This is a genomic window from Hyunsoonleella aquatilis (genome assembly GCF_014270105.1).
Lineage (GTDB): Bacteria > Bacteroidota > Bacteroidia > Flavobacteriales > Flavobacteriaceae > Jejuia > Jejuia aquatilis.
The window spans coordinates 1,183,214-1,209,037 of the sequence record NZ_JACNMF010000001.1 but is presented as its reverse complement, the minus strand read 5'-3'; the positions used below and the strand labels follow the sequence as shown (position 1 = coordinate 1,209,037).

General features: G+C 38.8%; 18 protein-coding genes. 5 read left to right on the top strand and 13 right to left on the bottom strand.

The genetic code is table 11. The features are described 5' to 3' along the window. Positions 1–157 precede the first annotated feature (157 nt). The 5 genes from H7U19_RS05355 to H7U19_RS05335 form a co-directional block, all read right to left on the bottom strand. Positions 158–2,935 carry a bifunctional aconitate hydratase 2/2-methylisocitrate dehydratase gene (locus tag H7U19_RS05355; RefSeq protein WP_186559739.1) on the bottom strand — a complete coding sequence of 926 codons (2,778 nt, stop codon included), beginning with the start codon at positions 2,933–2,935 and terminating at the stop codon, positions 158–160. A gap of 415 nt (positions 2,936–3,350) precedes the next feature. Continuing rightward, positions 3,351–4,304, bottom strand: coding sequence for an AAA family ATPase (locus tag H7U19_RS05350; protein WP_186559738.1), 954 nt, complete (start codon positions 4,302–4,304; stop codon positions 3,351–3,353). A 3-nt stretch (positions 4,305–4,307) separates the two neighbouring features. Then, complete coding sequence (locus H7U19_RS05345; protein WP_186559737.1) at positions 4,308–5,762, bottom strand: peptidylprolyl isomerase; 1,455 nt, start codon at positions 5,760–5,762, stop codon at positions 4,308–4,310. After that, the gene (locus H7U19_RS05340; RefSeq protein WP_186559736.1) at positions 5,725–6,579 is read right to left on the bottom strand and encodes a peptidyl-prolyl cis-trans isomerase; all 855 of its coding nucleotides are present in this window, start codon (positions 6,577–6,579) and stop codon (positions 5,725–5,727) included. Before H7U19_RS05340 ends, H7U19_RS05345 begins: the two co-directional genes overlap by 38 nt. 7 nt (positions 6,580–6,586) lie before the next feature. Next, complete coding sequence (locus H7U19_RS05335; protein WP_186559734.1) at positions 6,587–8,527, bottom strand: peptidylprolyl isomerase; 1,941 nt, start codon at positions 8,525–8,527, stop codon at positions 6,587–6,589. Positions 8,528–8,676: 149 nt separating this feature from the next. Here H7U19_RS05335 and H7U19_RS05330 point away from each other — a divergent pair, with 149 nt between their 5' ends. Further along, positions 8,677–8,913, top strand: a complete 237-nt coding sequence (locus H7U19_RS05330; protein ID WP_186559726.1) for a hypothetical protein — start codon at positions 8,677–8,679, stop codon at positions 8,911–8,913. 383 nt (positions 8,914–9,296) lie between these two features. Continuing rightward, the gene (locus H7U19_RS05325; RefSeq protein ID WP_186559724.1) at positions 9,297–10,130 is read left to right on the top strand and encodes a ribonuclease H family protein; all 834 of its coding nucleotides are present in this window, start codon (positions 9,297–9,299) and stop codon (positions 10,128–10,130) included. A 70-nt stretch (positions 10,131–10,200) separates the two neighbouring features. On the opposite strand, the gene guaB is transcribed toward H7U19_RS05325, so the two are convergent. The 7 genes from guaB to H7U19_RS05290 form a co-directional block, all read right to left on the bottom strand. Next, complete coding sequence (gene guaB / locus H7U19_RS05320; protein WP_186559722.1) at positions 10,201–11,673, bottom strand: IMP dehydrogenase; 1,473 nt, start codon at positions 11,671–11,673, stop codon at positions 10,201–10,203. Positions 11,674–11,814: 141 nt separating this feature from the next. Then, positions 11,815–12,525 carry an Insecticidal toxin complex protein gene (locus tag H7U19_RS05315; RefSeq protein ID WP_186559718.1) on the bottom strand — a complete coding sequence of 237 codons (711 nt, stop codon included), beginning with the start codon at positions 12,523–12,525 and terminating at the stop codon, positions 11,815–11,817. A 218-nt stretch (positions 12,526–12,743) separates the two neighbouring features. Beyond that, entirely contained in the window at positions 12,744–15,215 is a 2,472-nt protein-coding gene (locus tag H7U19_RS05310; protein ID WP_186559716.1) for a TonB-dependent receptor, read from the bottom strand. Then, positions 15,196–16,569: an HTTM domain-containing protein gene (locus H7U19_RS05305; protein WP_186559714.1), complete on the bottom strand. Its 1,374-nt coding sequence runs from the start codon at positions 16,567–16,569 to the stop codon at positions 15,196–15,198. Before H7U19_RS05305 ends, H7U19_RS05310 begins: the two co-directional genes overlap by 20 nt. Positions 16,570–16,674: 105 nt before the next feature. Continuing rightward, positions 16,675–17,781 carry an imelysin family protein gene (locus tag H7U19_RS05300; protein WP_186559712.1) on the bottom strand — a complete coding sequence of 369 codons (1,107 nt, stop codon included), beginning with the start codon at positions 17,779–17,781 and terminating at the stop codon, positions 16,675–16,677. Between the two features lie 91 nt (positions 17,782–17,872). After that, positions 17,873–19,075, bottom strand: a complete 1,203-nt coding sequence (locus H7U19_RS05295) for a DUF4856 domain-containing protein (protein ID WP_186559710.1) — start codon at positions 19,073–19,075, stop codon at positions 17,873–17,875. Positions 19,076–19,276: 201 nt separating this feature from the next. Then, the gene (locus tag H7U19_RS05290) at positions 19,277–20,140 is read right to left on the bottom strand and encodes a hydroxymethylglutaryl-CoA lyase (RefSeq protein ID WP_186559708.1); all 864 of its coding nucleotides are present in this window, start codon (positions 20,138–20,140) and stop codon (positions 19,277–19,279) included. A 109-nt stretch (positions 20,141–20,249) separates the two neighbouring features. Between H7U19_RS05290 and H7U19_RS05285 the strand changes: the two genes are divergently transcribed. Together H7U19_RS05285 and H7U19_RS05280 are read left to right on the top strand one after the other, a co-directional pair. Continuing rightward, positions 20,250–21,170: a T9SS type A sorting domain-containing protein gene (locus tag H7U19_RS05285; RefSeq protein ID WP_186559706.1), complete on the top strand. Its 921-nt coding sequence runs from the start codon at positions 20,250–20,252 to the stop codon at positions 21,168–21,170. Between the two features lie 90 nt (positions 21,171–21,260). Further along, a complete protein-coding gene (locus tag H7U19_RS05280) occupies positions 21,261–23,231 on the top strand; it encodes a T9SS-dependent choice-of-anchor J family protein (RefSeq protein WP_186559705.1) in 1,971 nt (656 codons plus the stop codon). Between the two features lies 1 nt (position 23,232). Here the strand turns inward: H7U19_RS05280 and H7U19_RS05275 are convergent, their stop codons facing one another. Continuing rightward, on the bottom strand, positions 23,233–24,270 hold the full coding sequence (locus tag H7U19_RS05275; protein ID WP_186559704.1) for a quinone-dependent dihydroorotate dehydrogenase: 1,038 nt from the start codon (positions 24,268–24,270) through the stop codon (positions 23,233–23,235). Between the two features lie 301 nt (positions 24,271–24,571). Between H7U19_RS05275 and pepT the strand changes: the two genes are divergently transcribed. Next, the gene (gene pepT / locus H7U19_RS05270) at positions 24,572–25,810 is read left to right on the top strand and encodes a peptidase T (protein WP_186559702.1); all 1,239 of its coding nucleotides are present in this window, start codon (positions 24,572–24,574) and stop codon (positions 25,808–25,810) included. Positions 25,811–25,824: the final 14 nt, after the last annotated feature.

Sequence of the window (25,824 nt, the reverse complement as noted above, 5' to 3'; positions counted from 1 at the left end):
CGAAATTACGAGGCTGTTTTTATATTCAAAAAATAGACTTCGTTTATTTCAACTTTGTCAAAATCTATCTTTTAAACAATTCCAAGATGAAACTAGTGGAAATAAAAAAGCCTGAGCATTAAAACTCAGGCTTCTTATTATTTAAAATTTTCAAGAACTACATTACTAATTCTTTTTGTGATGGCTTAAACTTGGTCAACACAATACCATCTACTGCAGCTTCATATTCTTGCATTGTAGGCGTTCTTCCTAAAATAGTAGAGAGCACTACTACTGGCGTTGAAGATAATAGAGACTCTCCTTTTTTCTCTCCAGAATCTTTTACAACTCTTCCTTGGAACAAACGCGTAGAAGTTGCCATTACCGTATCACCCGGTTCCGCCTTTTCTTGGTTACCCATACAAAGGTTACAACCCGGACGCTCTAAATACAGCATGTTTTCATACTTGGTACGAGCCAAACCTTTTGGTGCGCTATCGTCAAACTCAAAACCTGAGTACTTCTGCAATACTTCCCAATCTCCTTCTTCCTTTAACTCATCTACAATGTTATATGTTGGAGGTGCTACAACCAACGGTGCTTTGAACTCCACTTTACCATGTTGCGCTTCAATGTTCTTTAACATTTGAGCCAAAATCTTCATATCTCCTTTATGAACCATACAAGACCCAACGAATCCTAAGTCTACTTGCTTAGTACCACCGTAGTAAGATAATGGACGGATCGTATCGTGCGTATAACGTTTTGATGGATCATCATTGTTTACATCTGGGTCGGCAATCATGGGCTCAGCAATTTCATCTAAGTCAATTTCTACCTCAGCATAATACTTTGCATTAGCATCTGGCTTTAAGGCTGGTTTGATTCCAGTTTTAACCTCTGTAATTCTGGTATTCGCTTTATCAACTAAACCTTGAAGCACTTTATTTTCATTATCCATACCTTTTTCAATCATGATTTGGATACGATCTCTTGCAATCTCTAAAGATTCGATTAAAGTGTCGTCTTCTGAAATACAGATAGATGCTTTAGCTTTCATTTCAGCGGTCCAGTCAGTAAATGTAAAGGCTTGATCTGATGTCAAAGTACCAATATGAACCTCGATAATTCTTCCTTGGAATACGTTTTCACCACCAAACTGCTTTAACATTTGTTGCTGAGTGGCGTGTACTACATCACGGAAATCCATGAAACTCCTCATATTTCCTTTAAAGGTTACCTTTACCGATTCTGGAATTGGCATGGTAGCCTCACCTGTAGCCAATGCTAGAGCAACAGTTCCGGAATCTGCACCAAAAGCAACACCTTTAGACATTCGTGTATGCGAGTCCCCTCCAATGATAATATCCCAATCATCAACTGTAATATCATTTAATACTTTATGGATTACATCGGTCATGGCATGGTAAACGCCTTTAGGATCGCGAGCCGTGATTAACCCGAAGTCGTTCATAAACTTCATTAGCTTAGGAATATTCGCTTTTGACCTATCATCCCATACTGAAGCGGTATGACATCCCGATTGATAACTAGCATCAACAATAGGAGAAACCACTGTCGCCGCCATCATTTCTAACTCTTGAGATGTCATTAATCCTGTAGTATCCTGAGATCCCACAATGTTCACTTCAACTCGAACATTAGACCCTGTATGTAACGTTTTCCCCGGAGTGGTTCCTACAGCGTTTTTGTTGAAGATTTTTTCAACCGCTGTTAAACCTTGTCCTTCAATAGAAATTTCTTTAGAAGGCGCATATACTTGAGGCACATCTATACCTAAAACCTTGCATGCAAATGTTTGTAATTTTTTACCGAAAACCACTGCATAAGAACCTCCGGCCTTAATGAACTCCATCTTTTGAGGCGTTAAAGCCGCAGAGATATCTTTTAATTCTTGATCTCCGTTATATAATTTCTTTTCTTTTGTGTTGATCGTTAGAACAGTTCCTGTTTCAACAGAATATACTTGTTCTAATACCGGCTCGCCATCAGCATCATAGATCGTGTTTCCTTCAGCATCCTTTTTAGTCACCCAGTTTTTAAGGTCGATTCCGATACCTCCAGTTACGCCAACAGTTGTTAAGAAAATTGGTGCAATTCCATTAGTCCCAGCAATTACTGGAGCAATATTGATAAACGGCACGTATGGGCTAGATGAAATACCTGTCCAAAGCGCCACATTGTTTACTCCAGACATTCTTGAAGACCCTACGCCCATAGTTCCCTTTTCAGCGATTAACATCACACGTTTATCAGGGTGCTGCTCTTTTAAAGCCAACACTTCTTGTTGCATATCTTTGTTATGCTCAAAAATACATTGTCCGTGCAATTCTCTATCTGATCTTGAGTGCGCGTCCGCTCCTGGAGACAACAAATCTGTAGAAATATCACCTACTCCAGCAATATATGTCACCACCTGAATTTCCTCTTCAACTTCAGGTAATTTAGTGAAGAACTCCGCTTGTGCGTAACTTTCAATGATACCTTTTGAGATAGGGCAACCTTTCTTTACGGCATCCTCGAGTCTTTCGGTGTCTGCCTCGTACAAGAAAACTTGAGTTTTTAGAACTTCTGCAGCCTTCTGTGCTATATCTAAATCTTTTTGCTCTAAAACTAAATCTAAAAGTACTTCGATAGACGGCCCTCCTTTCATATGGGACAATAGTTCAAAAGCGAAACTTGGTGTAATTTCTTCAACTACGGATTCACCGAGAATAATCTCTTTTAAAAACTTCGCTTTCACCCCTGCCGCACTAGTTGTACCTGGCAAAACATTATAAATGAAAAAGTTAAGAGAATCCTCACGATGCGCATTATTTACATCCTTAATTTGAGTAATAATTTCACTCAATAATTCACCTCCATCTATTGGCTTAGGGTGCAAGCCCTGAGCTTTTCTTTCTTCAATTTCTTTGATGTAATCGTTGTAGTTCATAAAAGAATTATTTCAATGTTATTTTTATTTTAAAAAAGCGATGCAAAATACGAATTTAATGCAAAGGTGTAAAGATAAATGACTCAATAAAACTAAGTATTAATACTTAATTATTAGAGTCGCATAATTATCGGTGATGTTTGAATTTTTATCATTAATTCATGTAGAAAAATAAAAAATTCTTAGTGCTACTCACAAGACTAACCAGTTCCTACTTTTCGCGATAAATCTTTAGTAATTTCACGATTGCCAAAACTATAGCCATTACTTTGAAACCAGTTGCAATGGATATCAATAAATTGCCTGTTATTAGACCAATTTCAAAATGAATTATCTTCAACAAAGCACCAATCACAGAAAAACCAATTCCTATTAGAAAGAAAATTATAGGAATGATAAATTGTTTAATATTCATCTAAAACAAAGATGAAATCACTTCGTTTTCAGTAATACCTTCTGCCTCGGCTTTGTAGTTTTTGATGATACGATGCCTCAAAATACTGTAGGCTACCGCTTGAACATCCTCATTGTCAGGAGAGAATTTACCGTTTATTGCCGCATGGGTTTTGGCTGCTAAAATTAAATTTTGTGAAGCTCGTGGTCCTGCTCCCCAATCGATATATTGTTTTACCAGATCGGGAGCCACATCAGAATTGGGTCGGGTTTTGCCAACCATCCCTACCGCATATTCTATGACATTATCTGCAACAGGAATTCTTCTGATAACGTGTTGAAAGTTTAGAATTTCCTCAGCTGTAAACAGAGCGTTCACCTTAACGGCCTCATCATTGGTAGTTGCCTTAACCACTTCTACTTCTTCTTGAAAAGAAGGATATTCCAAATTAATGGCAAACATAAAACGGTCTAATTGTGCTTCTGGCAAGGGATACGTCCCTTCCTGCTCAATCGGGTTTTGAGTTGCTAGCACGAAATAGGGCAAGCTCAATTTATAATGATGTCCGGCCACAGTCACAGCTCTTTCCTGCATGGCTTCCAATAAGGCCGCCTGAGTTTTAGGTGGTGTTCTGTTGATTTCGTCAGCTAAAATAATATTGGCGAAAATTGGGCCCTTTACGAATTTAAAATGACGGTCTTCATCCAAAATTTCACTCCCTAAAATATCGCTTGGCATTAAATCTGGGGTAAATTGTATTCGCTTGAAATCTAACCCTAAAGCCTGGGCAATGGTATTTACCATAAGGGTTTTCGCTAATCCCGGAACTCCAATTAACAAAGAATGGCCTCCTGAAAAAATAGAAATCAATATTTGATTGACGACCTCATCCTGACCCACAATGACCTTTGCAATTTCCTGTTTTAAATCTTGGTATTTTTTAACAAACTCCTTTACAGCGGCAACGTCAGACATATGTTATTTTTTTAACCAGTTACTTGCATAATCACAATCGCGCATCTCTCCCGTTACTTTTACATAAGTATCTGTGATTTTCTCTTCCTGCCATTTCTCAATGGCCTTAATCTTTTTCTCATTCAAAGCCATTTGCTTGATTTTCATGAAATCCCGTGCATAATTGGCTTCATGCTCATCAATCCTATCATTCACGGTTAATAGTTTGAACTTTACTTTCCCCGTTCTATCCGATTCCGGAATAATTTGGCTAACCTCTCCATCCTTTAAATCTTGGATTTGGCCGTACAATTCCGGATCCATTCGGGTGAGTTCAAAATTATAGTCCTGAGTTTCGGGGTTAATCAATTTCCCACCATCAAATCTGGTTTCTTTTTCATCACTGGACTCCCTTGCCGCCGCTTCAAAAGTAATGTCGCCATCCACTATCCTTTGTCTTACTTTGGTAATTTTTTCACGGGCTTCTGTTACGGCTTCATCAGAAACCTTTGGTATTAAAAGGATGTGGCTTACATCATATTCCTGCCCCCTGATTTTTTCACAATAAACAATATGGTAGCCAAAATCGGTTTTGAAAGGATCCGAAATCTCACCCTCTTGCAACGAGAAAGCAACCTGCCTGAACTCCTTTACCATCCTTGGCTGCTTCCGGTTCAAGGTGTATTTTCCACCAGTGCTAATGGAAGCTTTATCATCAGTGTACAACACCACTTTTGACCGAAAACTTGCCCCATTTTCCAAAACGTCCTTTTTAAAACCTTTTAGTTGCTCTATTACTTTTTGCTCTTCCTCTTCAGATACCTCAGGTTCCACAACAATCTGCGATACTTTTAACTCCGTACCAAAAGTTGGTCTTTCGTCCTCTGGAATCTTGTTGAAAAACTGCCTCACCTCTTCCGGGGTCACCTCAACCTCTTCAATAATTTTAGCCTGCATACGTTGTGCCAACATCTGGGATTTGTTAATCTCAAACATCTCTTCCTTCAAGCTTTCTTCATCTTCTTTTTTATAAAATTCCAAAAGGCGGTCCATATTGCCATTTACCTGTTGCAAAAACTGCTGCAATTGGTAGTCCACACTTCGCCTTATTTCAGCATCAGACACCTCAATACTATCTTGAATGGCATGATGGGCATACAGTTTGTCCTCCAATAATTTTCCGAAAATTTGACAACGTGTAATATCTTTGGTATTCACCCCCTGGGCCTGCATCTGAATTAATGTTTTATCGATATCAGATTGCAACACAATATATTCGCCCACCACACCTGCAACACCGTCCACTTTTACACGCTGAAAGGTTTGGGTGGAATCTACTTGAGCCACTTTTTGTGTTTCTTCTTCAACTTCATCTTCAATTATCTCCTGTGAGTGCGAGGGCAAAGCCCAAACAAACAACAAGACCAAAAGCAATCTTACGTCAATTATAGATTTCAAACTCTTTGTTTTTAATAGCATCCTTAGTAATATCTTTCTCCAATTTTTTTATGAGTTCCAATTTGCGCCTGTTGATGACAATCTGATGAATGGTAGGTTTTACATATTCCAACGGCGCAGTATCGTTACGAAATAACACATCATTTATCTGCATCAAATATAAACCTAATGAATCTTTGAGTTGCACAAAATGGGATTTTTTTAACAGTTGACTTTTATTTTCAGAATTCACCCCTGGAATCTTCGCAATTACCTGGCTCATTTTCACCCATATAGAATCATTTAACGAGTATGATCTGAATTGAATAGCTATGGAATCCAGAGCCCTTTTATCCTTCCCATCAAACCGTCTGAAACGCTCCTTAATGGTTTCAAAATCAATGATATCCTCGTCTACATGAATGTATCTGAATTTGATAAGCTCCTCGTTTAATTTGAATACATCCTTGTGGGATTCATAATAGGCCGTGGCCGCTTCTTTTGATACCGACGTATCGATATTTTGTCTCACTAAAGCCTCCAAATACGCCTTGCTGTATAAGTCCTTTTTGTACTGATCCACAAGTTTACTAAAGGTTTTTTGCTTGTCCTCTCCCAGGTTGATCATTGCACCGTCCACAAGTAATTGCTGGGTAGCCCAATTATTAATAAAATTCTGGACCATCAAAGTACTGTCCGCTTTACTAATTCCTTCTGAAAAAGCATCCTCTAAATCCTCGTAGTACAAATAGCTGTTATTTACTCGGGCGATGGGCTTTTTTTCTTCAGTTTTTCTAAAAAAATCGCACGAAGCCAAACTCGCCAAAACAACAACTAATATGAGGGATTTTAATTGCATTAGTTTTCTATAATTCTGCTTTTACCTTTTTTAGGGCATCGGCGTTCACAACCACTTTATACTTTTCTTTTAGCTCGGCCAGCCAAAGTGACTCCTTGTGGGTTTGATAATCACTCATCACCAAGCCTTTAATATCTTCAAAAGGTTTTAAGGTTTTTGGCAACACCTCTTGTACTTTAGCAACTACATAACCCTTGTTGTGCTTATATACTTTTGAAATGCCAGGCTTAAACTCAAAATCTTTTGGTAGCGCCTGATGATCGGCAGGCATGGTATCTGAGGTAATAATCACATGAACATCACCATTGGTGTTTACCAACTTTTTGATGTGCTCGAACGACATTTCTTCGTGTAGCATTTTTGATACTCTATTAATGATTTTTCGCTTTGAAGCAGAGGCCACATCCACAACCACGCGTTCGGGCCAGTAGTATTTGTCCTTATTGTTATCGTAATAGTTTTGAATCTCCAAAGAATCCGTTTTCGCCGTTTTCCAAATGGTATTTTCCATCAAATCGAACAGGAGCAAACCGTCCCTATATTCTGATAAAATATGAGCAAAATCTTCATTTTCAGCCTCAAGATGTTCCTCCTCATAGGCTTTTAGCTCGTTGCTCAAAAAGGCATTGTAGGCTTCTTTTGCAATCGTCTCAAAAGGTTTTCTGCCTCGTGAGCTGCGTTGATATTTGACAAGATACTCCCCAAAATCAGCATAGGTTAAGCTCTTTTCTCCTATGTTTAGAAATAATTGATTAGCTTTAAAATCTTCGGGCAACTGCCATTTTCTTGTAAAGAAATCGTCATTCAAAATTGAGGCAAAATATTCTAAGTTAGGTGTCTCCTCCCCAATATTTCGCTTTTTCTTCAACTTAGCAATCAATGCTTCCTCGATTAATTTAGAGCGGTCATCACGCTTTACCTTAGCCTCCAATTCAGATTTTAATTGCTCAAAGCTACCAACAGGCTCAATTTCTTTCAATTTAATGATGTGCCACCCAAACTCAGTCCGTATCGGCTCAGAAATATCCCCGGGGTTTTCTAGCGCAAACGCTGTTTCCTCAAATTCAGGAACACTTAATTGCCCACTTGAAAAAGGCTGCAATTCGCCACCCCTTGGGGCGGTGTTCTTATCATCTGAAAATTCCTTGGCAATCGTTTCAAATTCCTCACCTTGTTGTATTTTTTGGTATAGTTCCTTTATTCGGTTCTCCGAGAAATCCGCAAGGCCCTCCTCCTTTTTATGCATCACCATAATGTGCTTCACGGTGCATTTCCCCGGGGATTTGCGCTTGTCCAAAACGTGCACGATATGGTAACCAAATTGAGTTCTAAACGGTTCTGAAGTTTCCCCAACTGGCGTATTAAAGGCTACTTTCTCAAAAGGATATACCATTCTGAAAGCGGTAAACCACCCCAATTCCTCGCCATATAATTTTTTTCCGTCGTGCACTTCTTTTCTTACCGCTTCAAAACCTTCTTTTACCGTACGCTCCCTTAATTTCAAAATACGATTATAAGCCGTCAATGTATCCTCGGGAGATGCATCATCTGATACTCTCACCAAAATATGATTGGCCTTTACGTCATGCGAAAAGTGCTCGTAGGCCTCTTTCACCAAGGCCTCGCTCACGGTGTTGTCAGACATATAGTTTTTTGCCAACTGCCTTTTATAATTAGATAATTCCCTTTGGTAATTAGGCTTTTCGTGCAAGCCTTGGGCCTTAGCTTCCTTAAGTTTTACCTTGTAATTAACGAACAATTTTAAATATTCGTCCACATCTTTCTGAGATTCGTCCTGAACCAAATTTAAGTTTTTGCTGTACACGCGTTTAAACTCGGACGTAAAAACAGTGTCACCATCCACCGTAAAAAGCACATCATCACTTTGGGCAAAAGATGTCGAAATAAATAAAACAGTAAAAACAAGGGCAAACCACTTCATCTTCATAAATTAGGATTTTTAATCAATGGCTACAAAAATAACAATATATCACTTTTAAACAAGTTGAATAGCAAACGTATTGGGGATAGATTTATTTTACATAATCGGATGCCAAAACGGATAATTTTTAGACATTTACAACGAAAACAAACCGCATGCGACAATTAAAACTAATTTGGGATTTTAGGGGCCCGGATGCCCAAAGGATTGCCGAGCACCACCACATCCATTTAAAGGAATATATTCAGCGTGAAAATCTGGACATAACTATTACCGGGGCTGAAGTTTTAAATGAAGTCCACAGCATTGCCTTTATGGTGGTGAATGAAATCGATATGAAACCTATACGGGATGCTTTGCTTCCGCATCGGGGGGTGGTGTATTCTGAATGATTTTCTCCTTTACGTTATCAATATTTTCTACTACCTCCGTTAACGGTGGGTATAAATTCAACTGCGATGTCCCAATAGCCATAGGGACGGGGTGGTTTCAGTATTGAAACGGTGCATATCCTTAAGTTGTGCGCAACACAGCAGGTTGGGGCGTTTTTCCTTTTAACGGCTAAGACGTTTGTGTTGTATCGGCTTAGTAGATAATTTCGCAATTTATCTTTCTATTGCGTAAGAAAGCATCTATATTTACACTACGGATTTAAAAAAATATAAGGTTTTATATGCGTAACTTTATTTAAAAAAACTTCCGCATAGCCAAACTAATTGGTATAACAGGAAAAAAGTTCTGCATATAAACAAGTTAGAGCCAATTTGAAAACATTATGCAAAGATTTGATTATGGTGCCATTTATATTCATTGTGACGGTTCAATGATGTACGATTCTCAATCAAGTGGCGGAATTGGCTATGTAATTAAATTCCCTGAATATTTGGAGCTCGAAGACGTATCTGAACACGACGGAATTTATGTTGACTCAAATATTGAAAGGCTTGAATTGGCAGGGTTGATTTTTGGAATTCAAGGATTAAGAGACTTCATTAAAATAAACGAACCTGATTTATCTCAAACGTCAAAAATTATCGTGATAACTGACCGATTTGCACTTCAAGATACTGATAGAACAAGTGTCTTTAAAATAAAAGAATGGAGAAGTAACGGTGGAAAGAACTACGAAGGAAAAGAAATAAAGAATTGGGATTTATTAAACAAATTGGACAAAACCAGAACTAAACTTGGTAATGAAGCCAGAAAATCTGTCCGAATAGAATACCGCAAGAGAAAACTAAATAAAGAAGCAGACAAACTATCAAAAAAAGGACGGAAAGAAGGAATTGAAAACAGAAAAATTGCAATAGAAGGACATAAAATTGGTAAAAGAAAATTTGATGGACCAGAAATCAATTACAAGCAATTTTCCCCAAAAGAAACTTTAATAGTTAATATTTTCAGGAAAAGATTAATCAAAGACTCTTGGGAAATAAACGCTGAAATTTGTTCTGATAAAAAACAACATCATAGACTTAAAATTTATACTGACTATGAGCTTCAAGAAAAATTACAACGCGGAAATCAGTATGAAATCCGAATTAAGACTGTTTATAATCATAACATAGAAATTTATAGAACAATTAAAAAGAAAAAAAACTGGCTTTAACAAAGAACTGAGTCAAAACAAGACTTCTTTAGCGTATACCCTATGGATGTGAGCACAAAATCTTAAAATTTTACCTTGAATAATTAGGAGACTCCTTAGTAATGGTTACATCATGAGGATGGCTTTCGTTGATACCACTTGCGGTAATCTTAACAAATTGTCCGTTTTCCTTTAGGGTAGCGATGTCCTTGGCACCACAATATCCCATCCCGGCACGTAATCCGCCAATAAACTGATGGATGCTTTCGTATAAATCGCCTTTGTATGGCACACGTCCAACGATACCTTCCGGTACCAACTTTTTGATATCATCCTCTACATCCTGGAAATAACGGTCTTTACTACCTTCTTTCATAGCCTCCACAGAACCCATACCTCGGTAGGATTTAAATTTTCGTCCTTCGTAAATAATAGTCTCCCCAGGAGATTCTTTTGTTCCTGCCAATAGCGATCCTAACATTACCGTATCCGCCCCTGCCGCAATGGCTTTTGGAATATCCCCCGTGTAGCGGATACCCCCATCTGCAATTACTGGAACACCAGTACCTTTTATCGCTGCCGCAACTTCCAATACCGCAGAAAATTGTGGAAAACCTACACCAGCCACGACACGTGTGGTACAAATTGACCCTGGCCCAATACCCACTTTAACAGCATCTGCACCGGCTTCTACTAAATATCTTGCTGCGTCACCCGTAGCAATGTTCCCGACGATAACTTCCAATTCAGGGAATTTTGATTTTATTTCTTTTAAAACACTAACCACGCCTTTGGTGTGTCCGTGGGCAGTATCAATCACTACGGCATCAACACCTGCATTTACCAAGGCCTCTGCCCTTTTTACGGCATCGGCGGTAACGCCAATAGCGGCAGCCACACGTAAACGCCCATACTTATCTTTATTGGCGTTGGGTTTTTGGCTCAACTTAGTAATATCCCTAAATGTGATTAATCCCGATAATTTATAGTTATCATCAACGATTAACAGCTTTTCAATTTTGTGTTCCTGAAGGATGATTTCGGCATCTTTCAAAGAGGTGCCAACAGGAGCCGTCACCAAGTTTTCGCCTGTCATTACCTCCGTAATTGGCTTTTTCTTTTCATGCTCAAAGCGCAAATCCCTGTTGGTCACAATCCCTTTTAAAGTACCGTCCTTTGCTACAATTGGAATCCCGCCAATACTGTGCTCGGCCATGGCGCGTTTTGCATCTTTTACAATCGCGTCCATTGGCAAGGTTACGGGGTCTATAATCATACCGCTTTCGGCACGCTTTACCCTTCTTACTTTAAGCGCTTGGGCCTCAACGGTCATGTTTTTGTGCAGTACGCCAATACCACCTTCCTGGGCCATGGCAATAGCCATTTTACTTTCGGTAACTGTGTCCATCGCAGCCGAAATAATAGGCACATTGATGGTAATATTACGCGTGAATTTGGATTGAATATTGACTTCGCGGGGTAAAACTTCTGAAAAGGCCGGTACTAGCAGGACGTCGTCATAAGTTAAACCTTCTCCCAGTATCTTGTTTTGATGTGCAGTCATTGCAATTAATTTAGATTCCCTTCCGATAGCGATCGGGATACACGGGAACGACAGTTATTAGATCAAAATTGCAAAATGCAACTTTGTTGATGTATTCAATTAATTGCGTGCAAATATAATTAAAATCCCAGACATAGCACGTTAAATTTTATAGCGCTCAAAACAATAAGGCCTTAAGGTTTCAACAGCGTAATTGTAACGGGATTGAGCATCGGATAATCTATCGTGAAACCGAATGGATTTTGGCACCATCAAACCATATAAGCCTTTCCCTTTTGCAATATGGCTCAAGGTTTTTAGGCTTTTATCGTCCATGGTTTTATAAATGTCGTCTATCCAAATGAACTGCTCTTTTCTAAGGATTTCCTTATCCTTTTGAAAGGCCTGCTCACCTTTATAAATTATTTCAGAAACAAATAATTTGCGCAATTCGCCAAACGCTTCATCAAATACTCCTTCGCTACCATGCCTTGCGTGTTGTTTTATAGTTTTCCTTATAAAAATTGAAAAAGGCAATACTTCCATCAATTGCATTTTCTTTGAAATAAAATACGCCATGGCTACCCAAGCTAAATCATGCCCTTTTTTATCAAGTTCCCGGTACAACCATGCGTAAAAATCCCTGCGTTGGGCCATGGTTTGATATTCGTTGGAAAGGTTGTGAATTAAATTGAAGTGGTTGGCGTTTTGCCATATCGCCGTATTTCGAACGCGATCTTTTCTGAGCCAATCGGAAACGGATAATTCAGTCTTTCCTGTAGTGCTTTGGTAAACACTTAAGGAATTCCACTCTTTAGCGTTTAGAGCGCAGGTAGCTATTGCAAAAAAGTATGGCACCAAAAAGAATTTCATAGCACATAAAACTAATCATTTTTTGGAAATGACATCCAGTGGACAATTTTTTTAATGGAAAAAAACTTGCTGTTTGGACTAGTAATTGCCCCATGTGGAATGGGCCACGTAAGGTCCGATTAGCTATCGGGAGTAGCGGTAGTTTTTGGTCCCGCCTTAGCGGGAAGCCAAAACTTTTAGCGGAAAGCCCGGCCCCAAAAGGGCGCACCATAAAAAAACTAAAATTTAATCTGTAAGGTAGTGTACCAATTTCGTGGTGCGGAAGGAATAATGCCCGGTCCTGGATATCCAGTTGCTCTTCTGGTGAAATAGCTGTTATCCAAAAGGTTGTTGATGCCGGTTTCCAACTTGAAGTTTCTATAGCTATAGGACAACGATACATCCAGAATATCGTATTCTGGGATTTCGCCGATTACGCCTTCCCTTAATGCGCCAACTGGTGCTTTTTGGGAGCCAAAAGCATCGGTATATTGTTCTGATAAATAAGAATATTGAATGCTTCCCAACAAATTTTTATAGCCAAAACGTAACATGGTTTTTAAATTGACTTTTGGAATAAACTCCACCTGATTGCCCTCAACCCCATTTCGGATAGATTGGGTGTATTCGGATTCGATGTAGGCTAAATTGACACCCAATTTCAGTTTGTATTGGGAGGAGTTTTGAAACAAATCCAACACGTTCCAATCTATAAAACTTTCAACTCCATAAATAAAAGCATCACCCACATTGGTCCGTACCCTATTGGCCCTATTATCCAAAATATCGCCGATTCTTTTGTTATAGCTCACTCCAAAAACCCCAATATCATAAGACACCGAGGTTTTGAATTTACCCCTGAGGCCAAAATCCACTGTAAACCCCTCTTCATCCGTGATATTTTCATCAATAATAAATGTTGGGCTTACCGAACGAATATCACTAAATGTTACCGAGCGGTAATTTTGCGAAACGTTACCATAAAGCTCCAAAAATGAATTGGGTTTATAGCTTGCACCAATGCCCAATAAAAGGAATGAACGGTCAAACGTCCTATCATCTGGCAATTCTTCTGAAAAGATTAGGTTATTGGCGTTGTCATAATTTTTTTGAAAATAGGTGCCTTTACTTTCGGTTTTAATGTTCTCAATCCGAAAACCGGGAGTTATCGAAAATGTTTCTGAAAGCCTAAAAATGTTTTCACCAAAAATGGCCAAATTCCGGTTAGGAAATTCAAAATTCGATTCATTTGGATAATCTGGGTTTTCAGTGTTGAAAATTGAAAAGTTGGCATCCGTGCCAATATTCCCTGCACCTTGCTGGGCACCATTATCGGCGTTATAGTATTTGCTACCAATTAAAAATACCGCGTTTTTACCCAGAAGTTTGTATTTGGTCAGCAAACGCCCTTCAACCCCCCAATTACTGAATTCCCCAATTAGAACATCTCGATTGAAGACATAATTACCGTTGGAGTCCACAGTATCCTCCTCCAAAACCGGGTTTTTATTTAAGCCCGACGGAAAGGGGTCCCCTCTAAATCCAACAGCCTTTCTGGACGCATCCAGCCCAAAAAAGTTTAAAGTGAAGTTGGTCTTTTCCGAGAACTTATGCGCAAACTTTAAATTATACAGCAACCAATCTACTTCAAACCAATTTCGAGTTCTATTGCTTTGAAATGGGTCTGCATCAAACATGGTATCCGTTAAACCTCCTGCCTGCTGAGCCAAATAATTCAGGTAAGTCACCTCACCAGTTATAGAGGTACGCTCCGAAAATTGATACCCCAAATGTGCAAACACATTTTTGGATTCAAACTCGGAATTTGGTCGAAACCCGTCCCCTTTTTTATAATTGAAGTAGGTGTAATAGCTCCATTTATTTTTTGTACCGCTAACACTAGTGAAATTGGTGTACAACCCAAAACTCCCTAGGGTATTTCTTGTAATAAGCTCCAAAGCCTTGTTGGGGTTTGGGGATTTCAGTTTAAAATTAATCAACCCACCAAACTGGGTACCGTATTGCAGAGATGCAGCTCCCCGGATAATCTGTATTTCCTCCAAAGCCTCGGATGCCGGAGTGTAATAACTTTCCGGATACCCCAAAACATCAGCACTGATGTCGTACCCATTTTGACGCGTGTTGAAATTCGCAGTTCTATTTGGGTCCAATCCCCTGCCTCCAATATTAAGCTGCAAACCCGCATCGTCATTTTGATAGATATTAAGTCCTGCCACTTGACTATAAATTTGACGGGCATTGTTGGAGGCCAAATTGGCCATGGTCTGCTCCACTAAAACTACCTCCGTTTTCTTCCCGGCGTAAATGGCGGTTTCCTCAACGTCGTTCAATCGTTTTAAATCGAAAATAAGCTGTCTGCGAGCGTTGATGATTACTTCGGATAATTCCGTGGTTAAATCTTGCAACACAATTTTCAAATCCCGCGCTTCCGACGTAATGATATTCACCTCAATAATTTCATATTCCGAAGAAAAGAACACCAAAGCCATATTAACTTTTGCGGTTTCAAACTCAAACTTTCCCGTAGCATCGGTAACCGTCAAAAAACCGGAATCCTTATCGTAAACGCTTACACCTTCCAATGGTTTGCCATTCCCAGAGAACGTGACGGTACCGCTTACGGCATTTTGGGCATAAATGGCAATGCCGAATAGCAGTGCTATAATCAGTTTACAATCCTTTAATGTCATCTTGAAAAGGTAATATCCAGCGTTTGGGTTTAAACGATTCTTTTTCGGCGTACAAATCTACGGTTTTATCAATATATGGCATACTTAAACGTCCATTTAATGCCACAAAACTTTCCACAAAAACTTGAACATTTTTATGGCCTTGTGACGCAAAATGATTGCCGAGGTAGTGAGCGTATTCGAGAATAAAATCCGGTTGAAAACTCATCTGTTTTTCCTGAAATGAGGTCAGGAAATCAGAATTGCTTACATAGAAGAATTCACCTGTTTGCCCATCGACAATTTTAAAGGTTGATATCCCCATTTTTTCAATAAGCATCACCCGCCATGAAAAGCGGTAGCCTTCTTCTGTCCAGAACAGCTCTCCTGGATAAAGCAAATATCTAAAAGGGAATGCGAGCTGGATGATGAAAAATACCGTCAACAACCAAAGTATAGGCTTTCTAAATTGATAATTGTAGTTTTCCTTTTTTGTGATGAGACTTCTCAAATTCATTTGAAGTGACAACGCACTTAAAATTTTACTTATCCCCTTGATTATTCTTTGATGAAAACCAGCATCAAAAAAGATTAATGTGGACACAATCATAATAAACGGAAACATCCCGATTGGAAATAAAACACGGGTAAATACATGGAAAAACACTACTAATGCAAAAGCAAACAGACGTGTTTTTCGATACAACAATAAAAAAGGAATAGCCAAATCATAAAGCATCCCGATCCAACTCATCGCAAAATGGAACCAGTTTTGGTGCATTAATATTTCACCAATAAAAGGCAAATCGTATTTTGAAGGCAACCATATTTTTAAAGGTTGTGCCCTGAACAACCAATCACTATTTATTTTTGCCAATCCAGCATAAAAATAAACGATGCCCAATAGTAATTTTACACTGTCAATTGTCCATTTAGGCACCTGAGAGTAACTCTTTTTTCTAAGGATATTATCAACAGAAAAATATGCATTGGCCGGTAAAAAAATCATTAAAAAACTGAGCAGACTGATGAAGTAATAATGGTTCAGATAGGTGGTTTTATCCATCAATTCAATATAAGTAAAGCTTAAAAAGAAAGTGATGATGGCTATTCTGTATTTTAAGCCTAAAGCCACAAGCAATGCGGATAATCCGCAAATGATGAATAACAGATAAGTATAGCCCCCAAAAGGTTTTACCCACTCAAAACCATAATAGGAAAAGTGAAATTTAGGTTCGAGGTAAAGTGTTTCAATCCAACCGTTGTACCAAAAGCGCACAATACTTAAACACATCATGATGCCAAATGCCAGTCGGAATACGGCTAGTGGGGCCGCATGTGTGTTTTGGTTGAGATATGTTTTTAAGTTGAGCATCTCTATTTCACATTTCCTATCAAACCTACAAGGTTTCAAAAACCTTGCAGGAATAAAAAAGGTTGTCTTTTTGTTGACAACCTTCTTAATGTTTATTGTTTGATTCTAATCGCCATCTGCATCGACATAATCCACACTGATATTAAAGGCCTGGAGCATGTCCACCTTTAAGGAAACCACTACCATTTGTAGTGCATCATAAGCTTGGGTCATTTTGGTATTATCTGAATTAATCTGTGATGTAAAATCAGCATTCAGTGCCTGTATCTTTTGTTCCGCGTCATTCAATCTCGAATTGATCAAAGTAGCCAAATCATTGCGTTCCACATGTACCAGATAAGATTTAAAACTTTCACCGGAAGCCCCATTTGAAAAGGCGTTCCCATTAAAAAAATCCTGCACGGCCTCTAAAGCCTCTAAAGCCAATTCTTTTGAAATGGATTTTGCGTAAAAGGCCTCAACTTTTTCCGGTAATGGCGTAGCAGAAAAATTTCCTGCCGGAATACCAATTTTATTGGCCCTTAATCCTTTTTCAAAATAAAAGACGAAATCGTTGGTCAATTTATTTAGAGCACTTGTAGTTGTATTTCCTGTTTGAGAAATAAATGCATTTCTATAAGAGCCTTTCCAATCGTTCAACACCGTTTCTGTTAAAGATTTCATTTGATCGATAACATCCGAAAGGTAAGTGATGTATTTTGCATCGTTATACTTCGCTAAAATTGCCGTATCGTCACCGGCCACCCCATATAGCAAATAATCCACCGTAGGAAACCCAACAGCGTCGTTGTTATTAACATGTGTTAAATCGTAAGTGCCATTAGCTATGTTATTCTCAATATCCTCTGTATTGGTTGGATACACATTCATCTGAAAACCAAAGGCAATTTCTTCAGCCTTCCCGATATTGAACATTTCAACAAATTGCCAAGATTTATATGCCGATAACCACGATGTTCTTAAGGCATCCAAATTGTTCTGATTTGGCGAAGCAACAAAAGCCTCTTTTGAAGTTTTTAAAGCCCCCAAATTGGTATTTAAATCCTCAAAAGCGGGAATAATGATGTTATCCGCCAAATTTGTGAGCAATGCTCCTCTATCAAAGGTGTCCGAAGGTCCTGTTGGGCCATCGTCTGAAGATGAACTACAGGCTACTACTAAGCCGATAAACAAAACACCCAAAATAAATGTTCTTATGATTTTCAATTCCATCTGAAAAAATTTTTGCAAAATTACTAAAAAGCAACTGCTGTATTTAAACAATACAGCAATTACTTTTTTGAAAATAATAACTAACTCATTTTTAGTTTGAACTTGCTGCCTCCGCAACCGTAAAGTTGAATTTAGAAGCAATTGTATCTGACATGGTGTCCAAAGCTTCGGCGGTAATATCCCAAAAGCCATTCCCTGCAGTCAACGTTGCTATAAATCCATCTACCTCGGCCTTAATAAAATACGGGGCATTTGCACCTGGTTTTCTGGTAAACTGAAGGCTATAAATAAATCCAAAACCCTCAGATAGATCATGAAAAGCCACAGCATTGTCGCTTCCCAAATTCAGCTTACCCTGTTGCAAATAATACACCGCTCTGATTCCAATAATCTCGGAAATTTTTTCCTTAATTATTTCGGCCTGCTCATCACGAATCGTATAGTTTTTGGCAACGATGGCCGCTCTTCCTAATTTGAACGCTTGGTAAATGTCATCAGCGATTCCAGCAAAATCTGGATCATTTTCGACACGGCCGATATATTTGTTTAGAAAACTATCCGCTCCGAGATCGTCATTTGGTTTGGCAGGGTTGGCATTCAAACCAAATACGTAACCGTATGCTTCGTCCCATTTATGTTCCATATTCGTGTAAGATTTTCCATCCGCAACTGTATCAGTATCATTATCGGCAATATTTGTACCTGCGTCCAAAACAGTTGTGCTCAAATAATTGTTAAGAGCTTGGTCCACAGTTAATGCTCCTATTAGCCCTTTATTTATAGCCTGATTGTATTCCAAACCTTTGGCATTGATGTATCTTGTAGTGCTTCCACCACCTTCCTGAAGTTTACCTGCCACTCCTTCGGTTGCATCAACATTCCAATTAGGGAACACCTCATCTACTTGAGCTTTAATCCAACTATCAAATTCTGCTTTAATCGCATTGGCATCGGTAGTGTTTGCGGAAAAGAAGTCTGCTGAAGCTGCGGTTTTACTCCTAATACTTTTACTCGAGTCGTTTAAATCAGAATCGGAAAAATATCCGCCCACATTGGTAAACATTCCATCCAATTGGGTTTCCGTTTTTGCAGGATCCATTAACCCCGTAATGAATTCCTCTCCCATTAAAAGTCGAGTGGTTTGTCCGTTAAAATCCACTGTAGAATTGCCATTTCGGGTAAAGTCATATGTTGCTGGTGCGTTGACAGTATCTGGCCCTGTAACATCATCCTCATTATCGCAAGATTGAAAAAAAGTAGATGAAACTATTAACGCTATTAGTAATTTTTTCATGATTTGGATTTGGTATTTGTTTTTATTTAGACTGATTATAAATAGAATTTCGAGGACAAAAATAATACCTATTCTTTCTTACGCAAAGTTTATTTAGATTAATTTTAAATAAAGAATAAGCTACTGATACATTTCTCTATTTATCAATAGATTACAAAATGTTAAAATTGAAAATTTAACATTTAGGCACAGTAGCTAGTCTTAATGATAATGGTTAAAAATCTTTGAAGCCTCATTATAGGCACTTTCAAAACTAAGGGCATTCAAATTGTTTTTTTGGAGTGAAGTAAAATAGGATAATAATTTTTCAGTGGGCATATTTCCCGTTAATTCATCCTTCGCCATTGGGCATCCACCAAAGCCTTGAACAGCTCCATCAAACCTATGACAACCCGCTTTATGCGCCGCGTCCACTTTTTCAAACCAGGTGGATGGCGTGGTATGCAGATGGGCTCCAAATTCAATTTTAGGATACATAGGGATTAAATTTGAAAACAAATAGGAAATACTTTCTGGGTTTGAAGTGCCAACGGTATCGCTAAGCGATAATATTTTCACCCCCATGCCAGCCAGTTTTTCGGTCCACTCCCCTACTATTTCAACATTCCAAGGATCACCGTAAGGATTTCCAAAACCCATTGAAATATAAACTACCACTTCTTTTTTGGAACCATCGGCTATTTCTAATATTTCCGAAAGAATGTCCACTGATTGCGCAATGGTTTTATGGGTATTCCTCATTTGGAAATTTTCAGAAATGGAAAATGGGTACCCCAAATAATCTATTTCAGGATGTTTACTGGCATCATTAGCGCCCCTTACATTGGCGATAATAGCCAAGAGCTTACTGGTAGTTTTACTTAAATCCAATTGGGATAAAACGGCAGCCGTATCCACCATTTGGGGAATGGCTTTGGGCGATACAAAACTCCCAAAATCAATAGTATCGAAACCTACACGGAGTAAGGATTGAATGTACTGCACCTTCTTTGCCGTGGGAATAAATTGCCTTATCCCCTGCATCGCATCACGAGGGCATTCAATAATTTTAATAGGTTTTGACATCTTTTAAAATAAAGGTGGATAAAAATACTATTATTTTTTTAGGACTGTAAGGTTTTCTTTAATATGGCGACCTTAATCTTTATTAATCAATCTTTCAAAAAAACTCGCTATGAAAAAAATTACTTTTCTTTTATCTTTTTTAACCTGTGTGCTTTCTTTTGGCCAAAGTGTGGCTACTTATAATATTACTTTTACTAATTTTTGGAACGCTACCGATCATAGTATTGGCACCTCTTTCCCGGCCAGCAATATCGCCCATTGGTCTGATTTGGTAGGCGTAAACCACAACAACAATGTAACTTTTGTTCAAATTGGTACCTCTGCCTCCACAGGCGTGGAGAATATTGCGGAATTAGGAAATTGGAATCACTTCAGAGATAATGATGTCCAAGATGCACGGGATGCCAATAATGCCGAGAGGTTTTTCAACGCCGGAGATTTGTTTCTTAATGAACCCACGAATACTATTATATACACAGGTCTCGAAGTTAGTGAAGATTACCCATTGCTCACCATGCTTTCTATGATTGCTCCCAGTCCAGACTGGTTCATTGCGATAAATGGTTTAAACTTAAGAAACGGAAGCACTTGGGAAACATCGATTACAATGGATCTTTTCCCATATGATGCCGGCACGGAAGATGGCACCGGTTATTCATTGTCTAATAATGACACCAACGACAATATTACCAGTGCCCAAGGTGTGGCTCCTTTTAATTCTGCGAAAGTTGCTACCATCGAAATTGAACTACAATCTGTTTTAAGCAATGATGAAGTTTCTGAATTGGATGGTATCAGTATTTTTCCTAACCCAGTGAGCGACAACCTTAGGCTTAGAAATCTGCAAAACACAAACCTAAAACATGTTGAAATTTACTCCGTTTTAGGGAAATTGAGTAGATCAGTTCCAATTGAAAACAATATCAACAATTTAGACATTGACATATCCGATTTAGCATCAGGAATTTATGTTTTAAAACTTCAAAACGAGGCTGGTTTCAGCAAAACCCAAAAATTAATTGTAAGATAACTTCACATTATCGATAAAAAAATACGATTAACGTTTTTTTTTGTTAATCGATAAAGCATCGGGGTACATTTGGGTCAAACTTGCGCCCCAATGAAGTTTAACCTTAAATTGAGTATCCTGATGGTATTGATGATGTTTTTCTCATCGATATCAACTTTGCATGCCCAACATTTGGACGGTTCTTCTTGCGGAACGGATACTTCTTCAGAATCTATTTCAATTTTAAATTCTTATAAAGCGCAGATTAATTCATTTGAAAATGAGTTCGCCTCTCTTAAGGCTCAAGCTAAGCACAGCAAAGGTTTCGGAGTACCATTAAATTCAGTTCCTGTAAAAGCACATATTATTAGGCCATCGGATGGTAACGGTGGATTAAGCCTTTCAAGTTTGAATGAGGCTATCAATGATTTGAATGTACTTTATGCGGAAGCCTATTTGGAATTTTTCCTTTGTGATGGCATCAATTACATCAATGACGATGCGTTTTACTACAACTACGAAAAGGATAATGAAGATACGCTGACTGAAGAGCACTTTACGCCTGGTGTCATAAACATTTATTTTACCAATTCCGTTGAAATTACTCCAGGGAATAGTTTATGTGGCTATTCCAATACTTATGGCGATATCGATGTGATAGTAATGAACAATATCTGTGCGAATAACGGTTCATCCCTAGCACATGAAATGGGGCATTTCTTTTCTTTAATGCATACCCATGGCCCTGACAATAAAGTATTAACTACCGAACTTGTAAACGGCAGTAACTGCGATACGGATGGGGATATGATATGCGACACTCCTGCAGACCCTAAATTGAGCATTCACAATGTAGATTCAAGTTGTGAATATACAGGAGACATTATAGATGCTAATGGCGACAAATTTACTCCGGATACCGGAAACATTATGTCCTATTCACGCTCTTCATGTAAAACACATTTTTCACCTCAACAGTTGGCGCGCATTTATGCTTTCTATAAAGCTGCCAGAACGTATCTGTCATGCCCAACCGAAAACGTAAATATCACTGCAGATGTTTTTAGCACCTGCGAAGACGAGCTTACCGTAAACTTTACAGATTTGAGTGAAGGTGCAATATCTTGGGAATGGGATGTGGATAGCGATGGTGTGGTGGACTACACCGACCAAAACCCGAGTCATACTTTCACTACTGGAAATTATGACGTGACGCTTACTGTTACCACTATACCACCCTACGGGAAGTCGGCTTCCAAAAGTTCAAAAACATTAAGTAAGACGTTCCATCAATTCATACAGGTGGGCATGCAGGACGATTTCTCCATCAATGAGGATTTTGATGAATTTGAATTGCCTAGCGAACATGGCTGGACGGCCAATAACACATCGGGCAAAGGCTACAACTGGCTTATCAGTCGTGGCGTTTCCCATTCTAAAGGTACTGGCCCCAAAAACTCTAAAAAAGTAGATGGTAGCTTGAACACCTATATTTACGCTGAGGCTTCAGGGGCCGAACCTGGTGCTGTGGCTACATATATTTCCCCTTGCTTTAATGTGGAATACGCCAATAGCGAAATCGCTTTTGACTATCACATGTTTGGCAATCACGTTGGGGAATTCCATGTGGATCTATTTACCAAGGATGGTTATATTAACGATATCATCCCTGCTCTGAATGGAAGTCAACAAGTAAGCTCTGACGACCCTTTTAAAACTGGGATTGTCAATTTGGCCTCATACACCAATCAAACCTTAAAAATTCGTTTTAGGGCTGTAAGGGGCTCGAGTTGGGATGGAGATATTGCCATTGACAATATTTCTTTGAGAACGATTTATGTACCAATTTCGGATGAATTGTACACAGTTTACCCCGTTCCAGCAAGAGATAATATTCTTTACATTAAAAACCATGACCCTGAAACCGTTTCTACCTACAGAATTTCGAATTTAATGGGCCAGGAGTTTTTAAGAGGTACAGTGACCGACCGACCTATTAATGTCAGTACACTTTCCAGTGGCACTTATTTGTTGTCTATTTCCGATGGGAAAACTCAGGTTTTGAAGAAAATTGTGAAGTAGATTATTTTTTTCTCTCTAAAAGTGCTTTGTTGATGCGCTTAATCAAACTTGGTCCTTCATAGATAAAACCCGTGTAGATTTGAACTAAATCTGCCCCTGCATCAATTTTTTCAAGAGCGTCTTCGGCGGAATGTATACCCCCTACCCCAATAATTGGAAACGCTTTTTTACTCTTTTCTGAAAGATATTGTATCACCCTCGTACTTTTGACTTTAATGGGCTGCCCACTAAGCCCTCCGTTTCCGATGGCTTCCAATTGGGCTTCAGAAGCTTTTAATCCTGTTCTGTCCGTAGAGGTATTGCTGGCTATCACACCGTCGAGATTGGTGTCTTTTACAAGCTCCACAATTTCATCAAGTTGATCATTGTTTAAATCTGGTGCTATTTTTAAAAGAATTGGTTTTTGTATCTCAAATGTTTTATTCGCTTTTTGAACTGCACCAATCAGCTCTTCTAAATAATCTTTGTCGTTCAGTTTGGCATGGCTCCCAACATTGGGGCAACTCACGTTAAGTACAAAATAGTCTACATAGGGGTGCAGGGCGTTAAAGCACTCTAGATAATCACTCGTATAATCCTCTGGCTGAGTGGCCGTGTTTTTACCGATGTTCCCACCGATAATCAATCTGCACTTATTTTTTTTAAGTTGGGCAATGGCCGCTTCCAGTCCTTCATTATTAAAGCCCATCCTGTTGATTATACCCTTATCATCTTTCAACCGGAATAATCTTTTTTTAGGGTTACCTGGCTGACCTTTGGGAGTTACCGTACCTATTTCAATAAAACCAAAACCAAAATTGGCCAGTTGGTTATATAATAAAGCATTTTTATCAAAACCGGCAGCAAGTCCTACTGGGTTTTTGAATTTCAAACCAAACACTTCCCGCTCCAAATGTTTATCCTCAATCAAGTAAAGACTTCTGAATAATGCTGGGAAACCAGGGATTTTAGAAGTAAATTTAATAAGTGAAAAGGTAAAATGATGAATTTTTTCGGGGTCGAACGTAAAAAATATTGGGCGGAGAAGCGCTTTGTACATCAAATTTATTGTTTGAACTAATCTTAACTTTTTCTATTCCCTAAAAATTGGCTAAAATTCGACCATATTTCGTTACTTTCTTTGAATGTAGCCATCCTATATTCTTCAAAAAGTGCCTCATCTGTTCAAATTTTATCTCATTTTCGGTTAAACACAAAAAATTAAGACTTGTTCATGCAAAAATAAGTTGAAATCCTGTAAATAAAAAATCGGTGACAGGACATCATTTTCACAGCAATTTTCATACATTGTATCAACTTAAAAGCCACAATTTCACCTCGAAAAACTTCAAAAGATTACAATGATTTCCAAGGAACACATTATAAAGCGATTTGTCAGTTACGTCACTATTGACACAGAATCTGACCCGACATCCGAAACTACACCTAGTACCGCAAAGCAATGGGATTTGGCGAATATGTTGTCTGAGGAGCTAAAAGCTATTGGCATGAGCGATGTTACCATTGATGATAATGCCTATGTGACGGCTACGCTTCCTAGCAACGTTGAGCATGAGGTACCGACAATAGGTTTTATTTCGCATTTCGATACTTCGCCGGATTTTACCGGAGCAAATGTAAAACCACAAATCTTTGAGAATTACCACGGCGGTGAAATTCTTTTAAATAAAGAAGAAAATATTGTGTTGTCTCCCGACTATTTCGAAGATTTAAAACTCTATATCGGTCAAACCCTTATTACTACGGATGGCACTACCCTTTTGGGAGCAGATGATAAAGCTGGTATTTGTGAAATCGTTTCGGCCATGGAATATTTAATCCAGCACCCTGAAATTAAACATGGAAAAATTCGAGTGGGCTTTACCCCCGACGAGGAAATTGGCCGTGGTGCCCATAAATTTGACGTTGAAAAGTTTGGGGCGGACTGGGCCTACACAATGGATGGTAGCCAAATTGGCGAATTGGAATACGAAAACTTTAATGCCGCCAGTGCCGTGGTAAAGGTGAAAGGAAAAATTGTGCACCCTGGTTATGCTAAAGGTAAAATGATTAATTCCATGTATATCGCCACAGAGTTTATCAATTCCTTGCCCCGCATGGAAACTCCCGAACATACTGAGGGCTACCAAGGCTTTTTTCATTTGCACGACATTAATGGGGATGTGGAGGAAACCACCTTGCAATATATTATCCGCGACCATGATAAAGGCCATTTTGAAGCCCGAAAAGAGGTGATGCAAAAACTGACGAACGAGCTCAATTCCCAATACGGCCGTGAAGTGATTGCAACTGAAATTAAGGACCAATACTTTAACATGCGTGAGAAGATTGAACCTGTAATGCATATTGTGGACATCGCCGAAGAAGCCATGAAACAGGTGGGTATTGAACCATTAATTAAGGCCATACGAGGCGGTACGGATGGCTCGCAATTGAGTTACATGGGCTTGCCCTGCCCTAATATTTTTGCAGGAGGGCATAACTTTCATGGGCGTTACGAATACGTTCCCGTGGAAAGCATGATAAAAGCTACCGAGGTGATTTGTAAGATTGCGGAGTTGACTGCTGAAAGAGACTAAAGAACAAAGTTTGA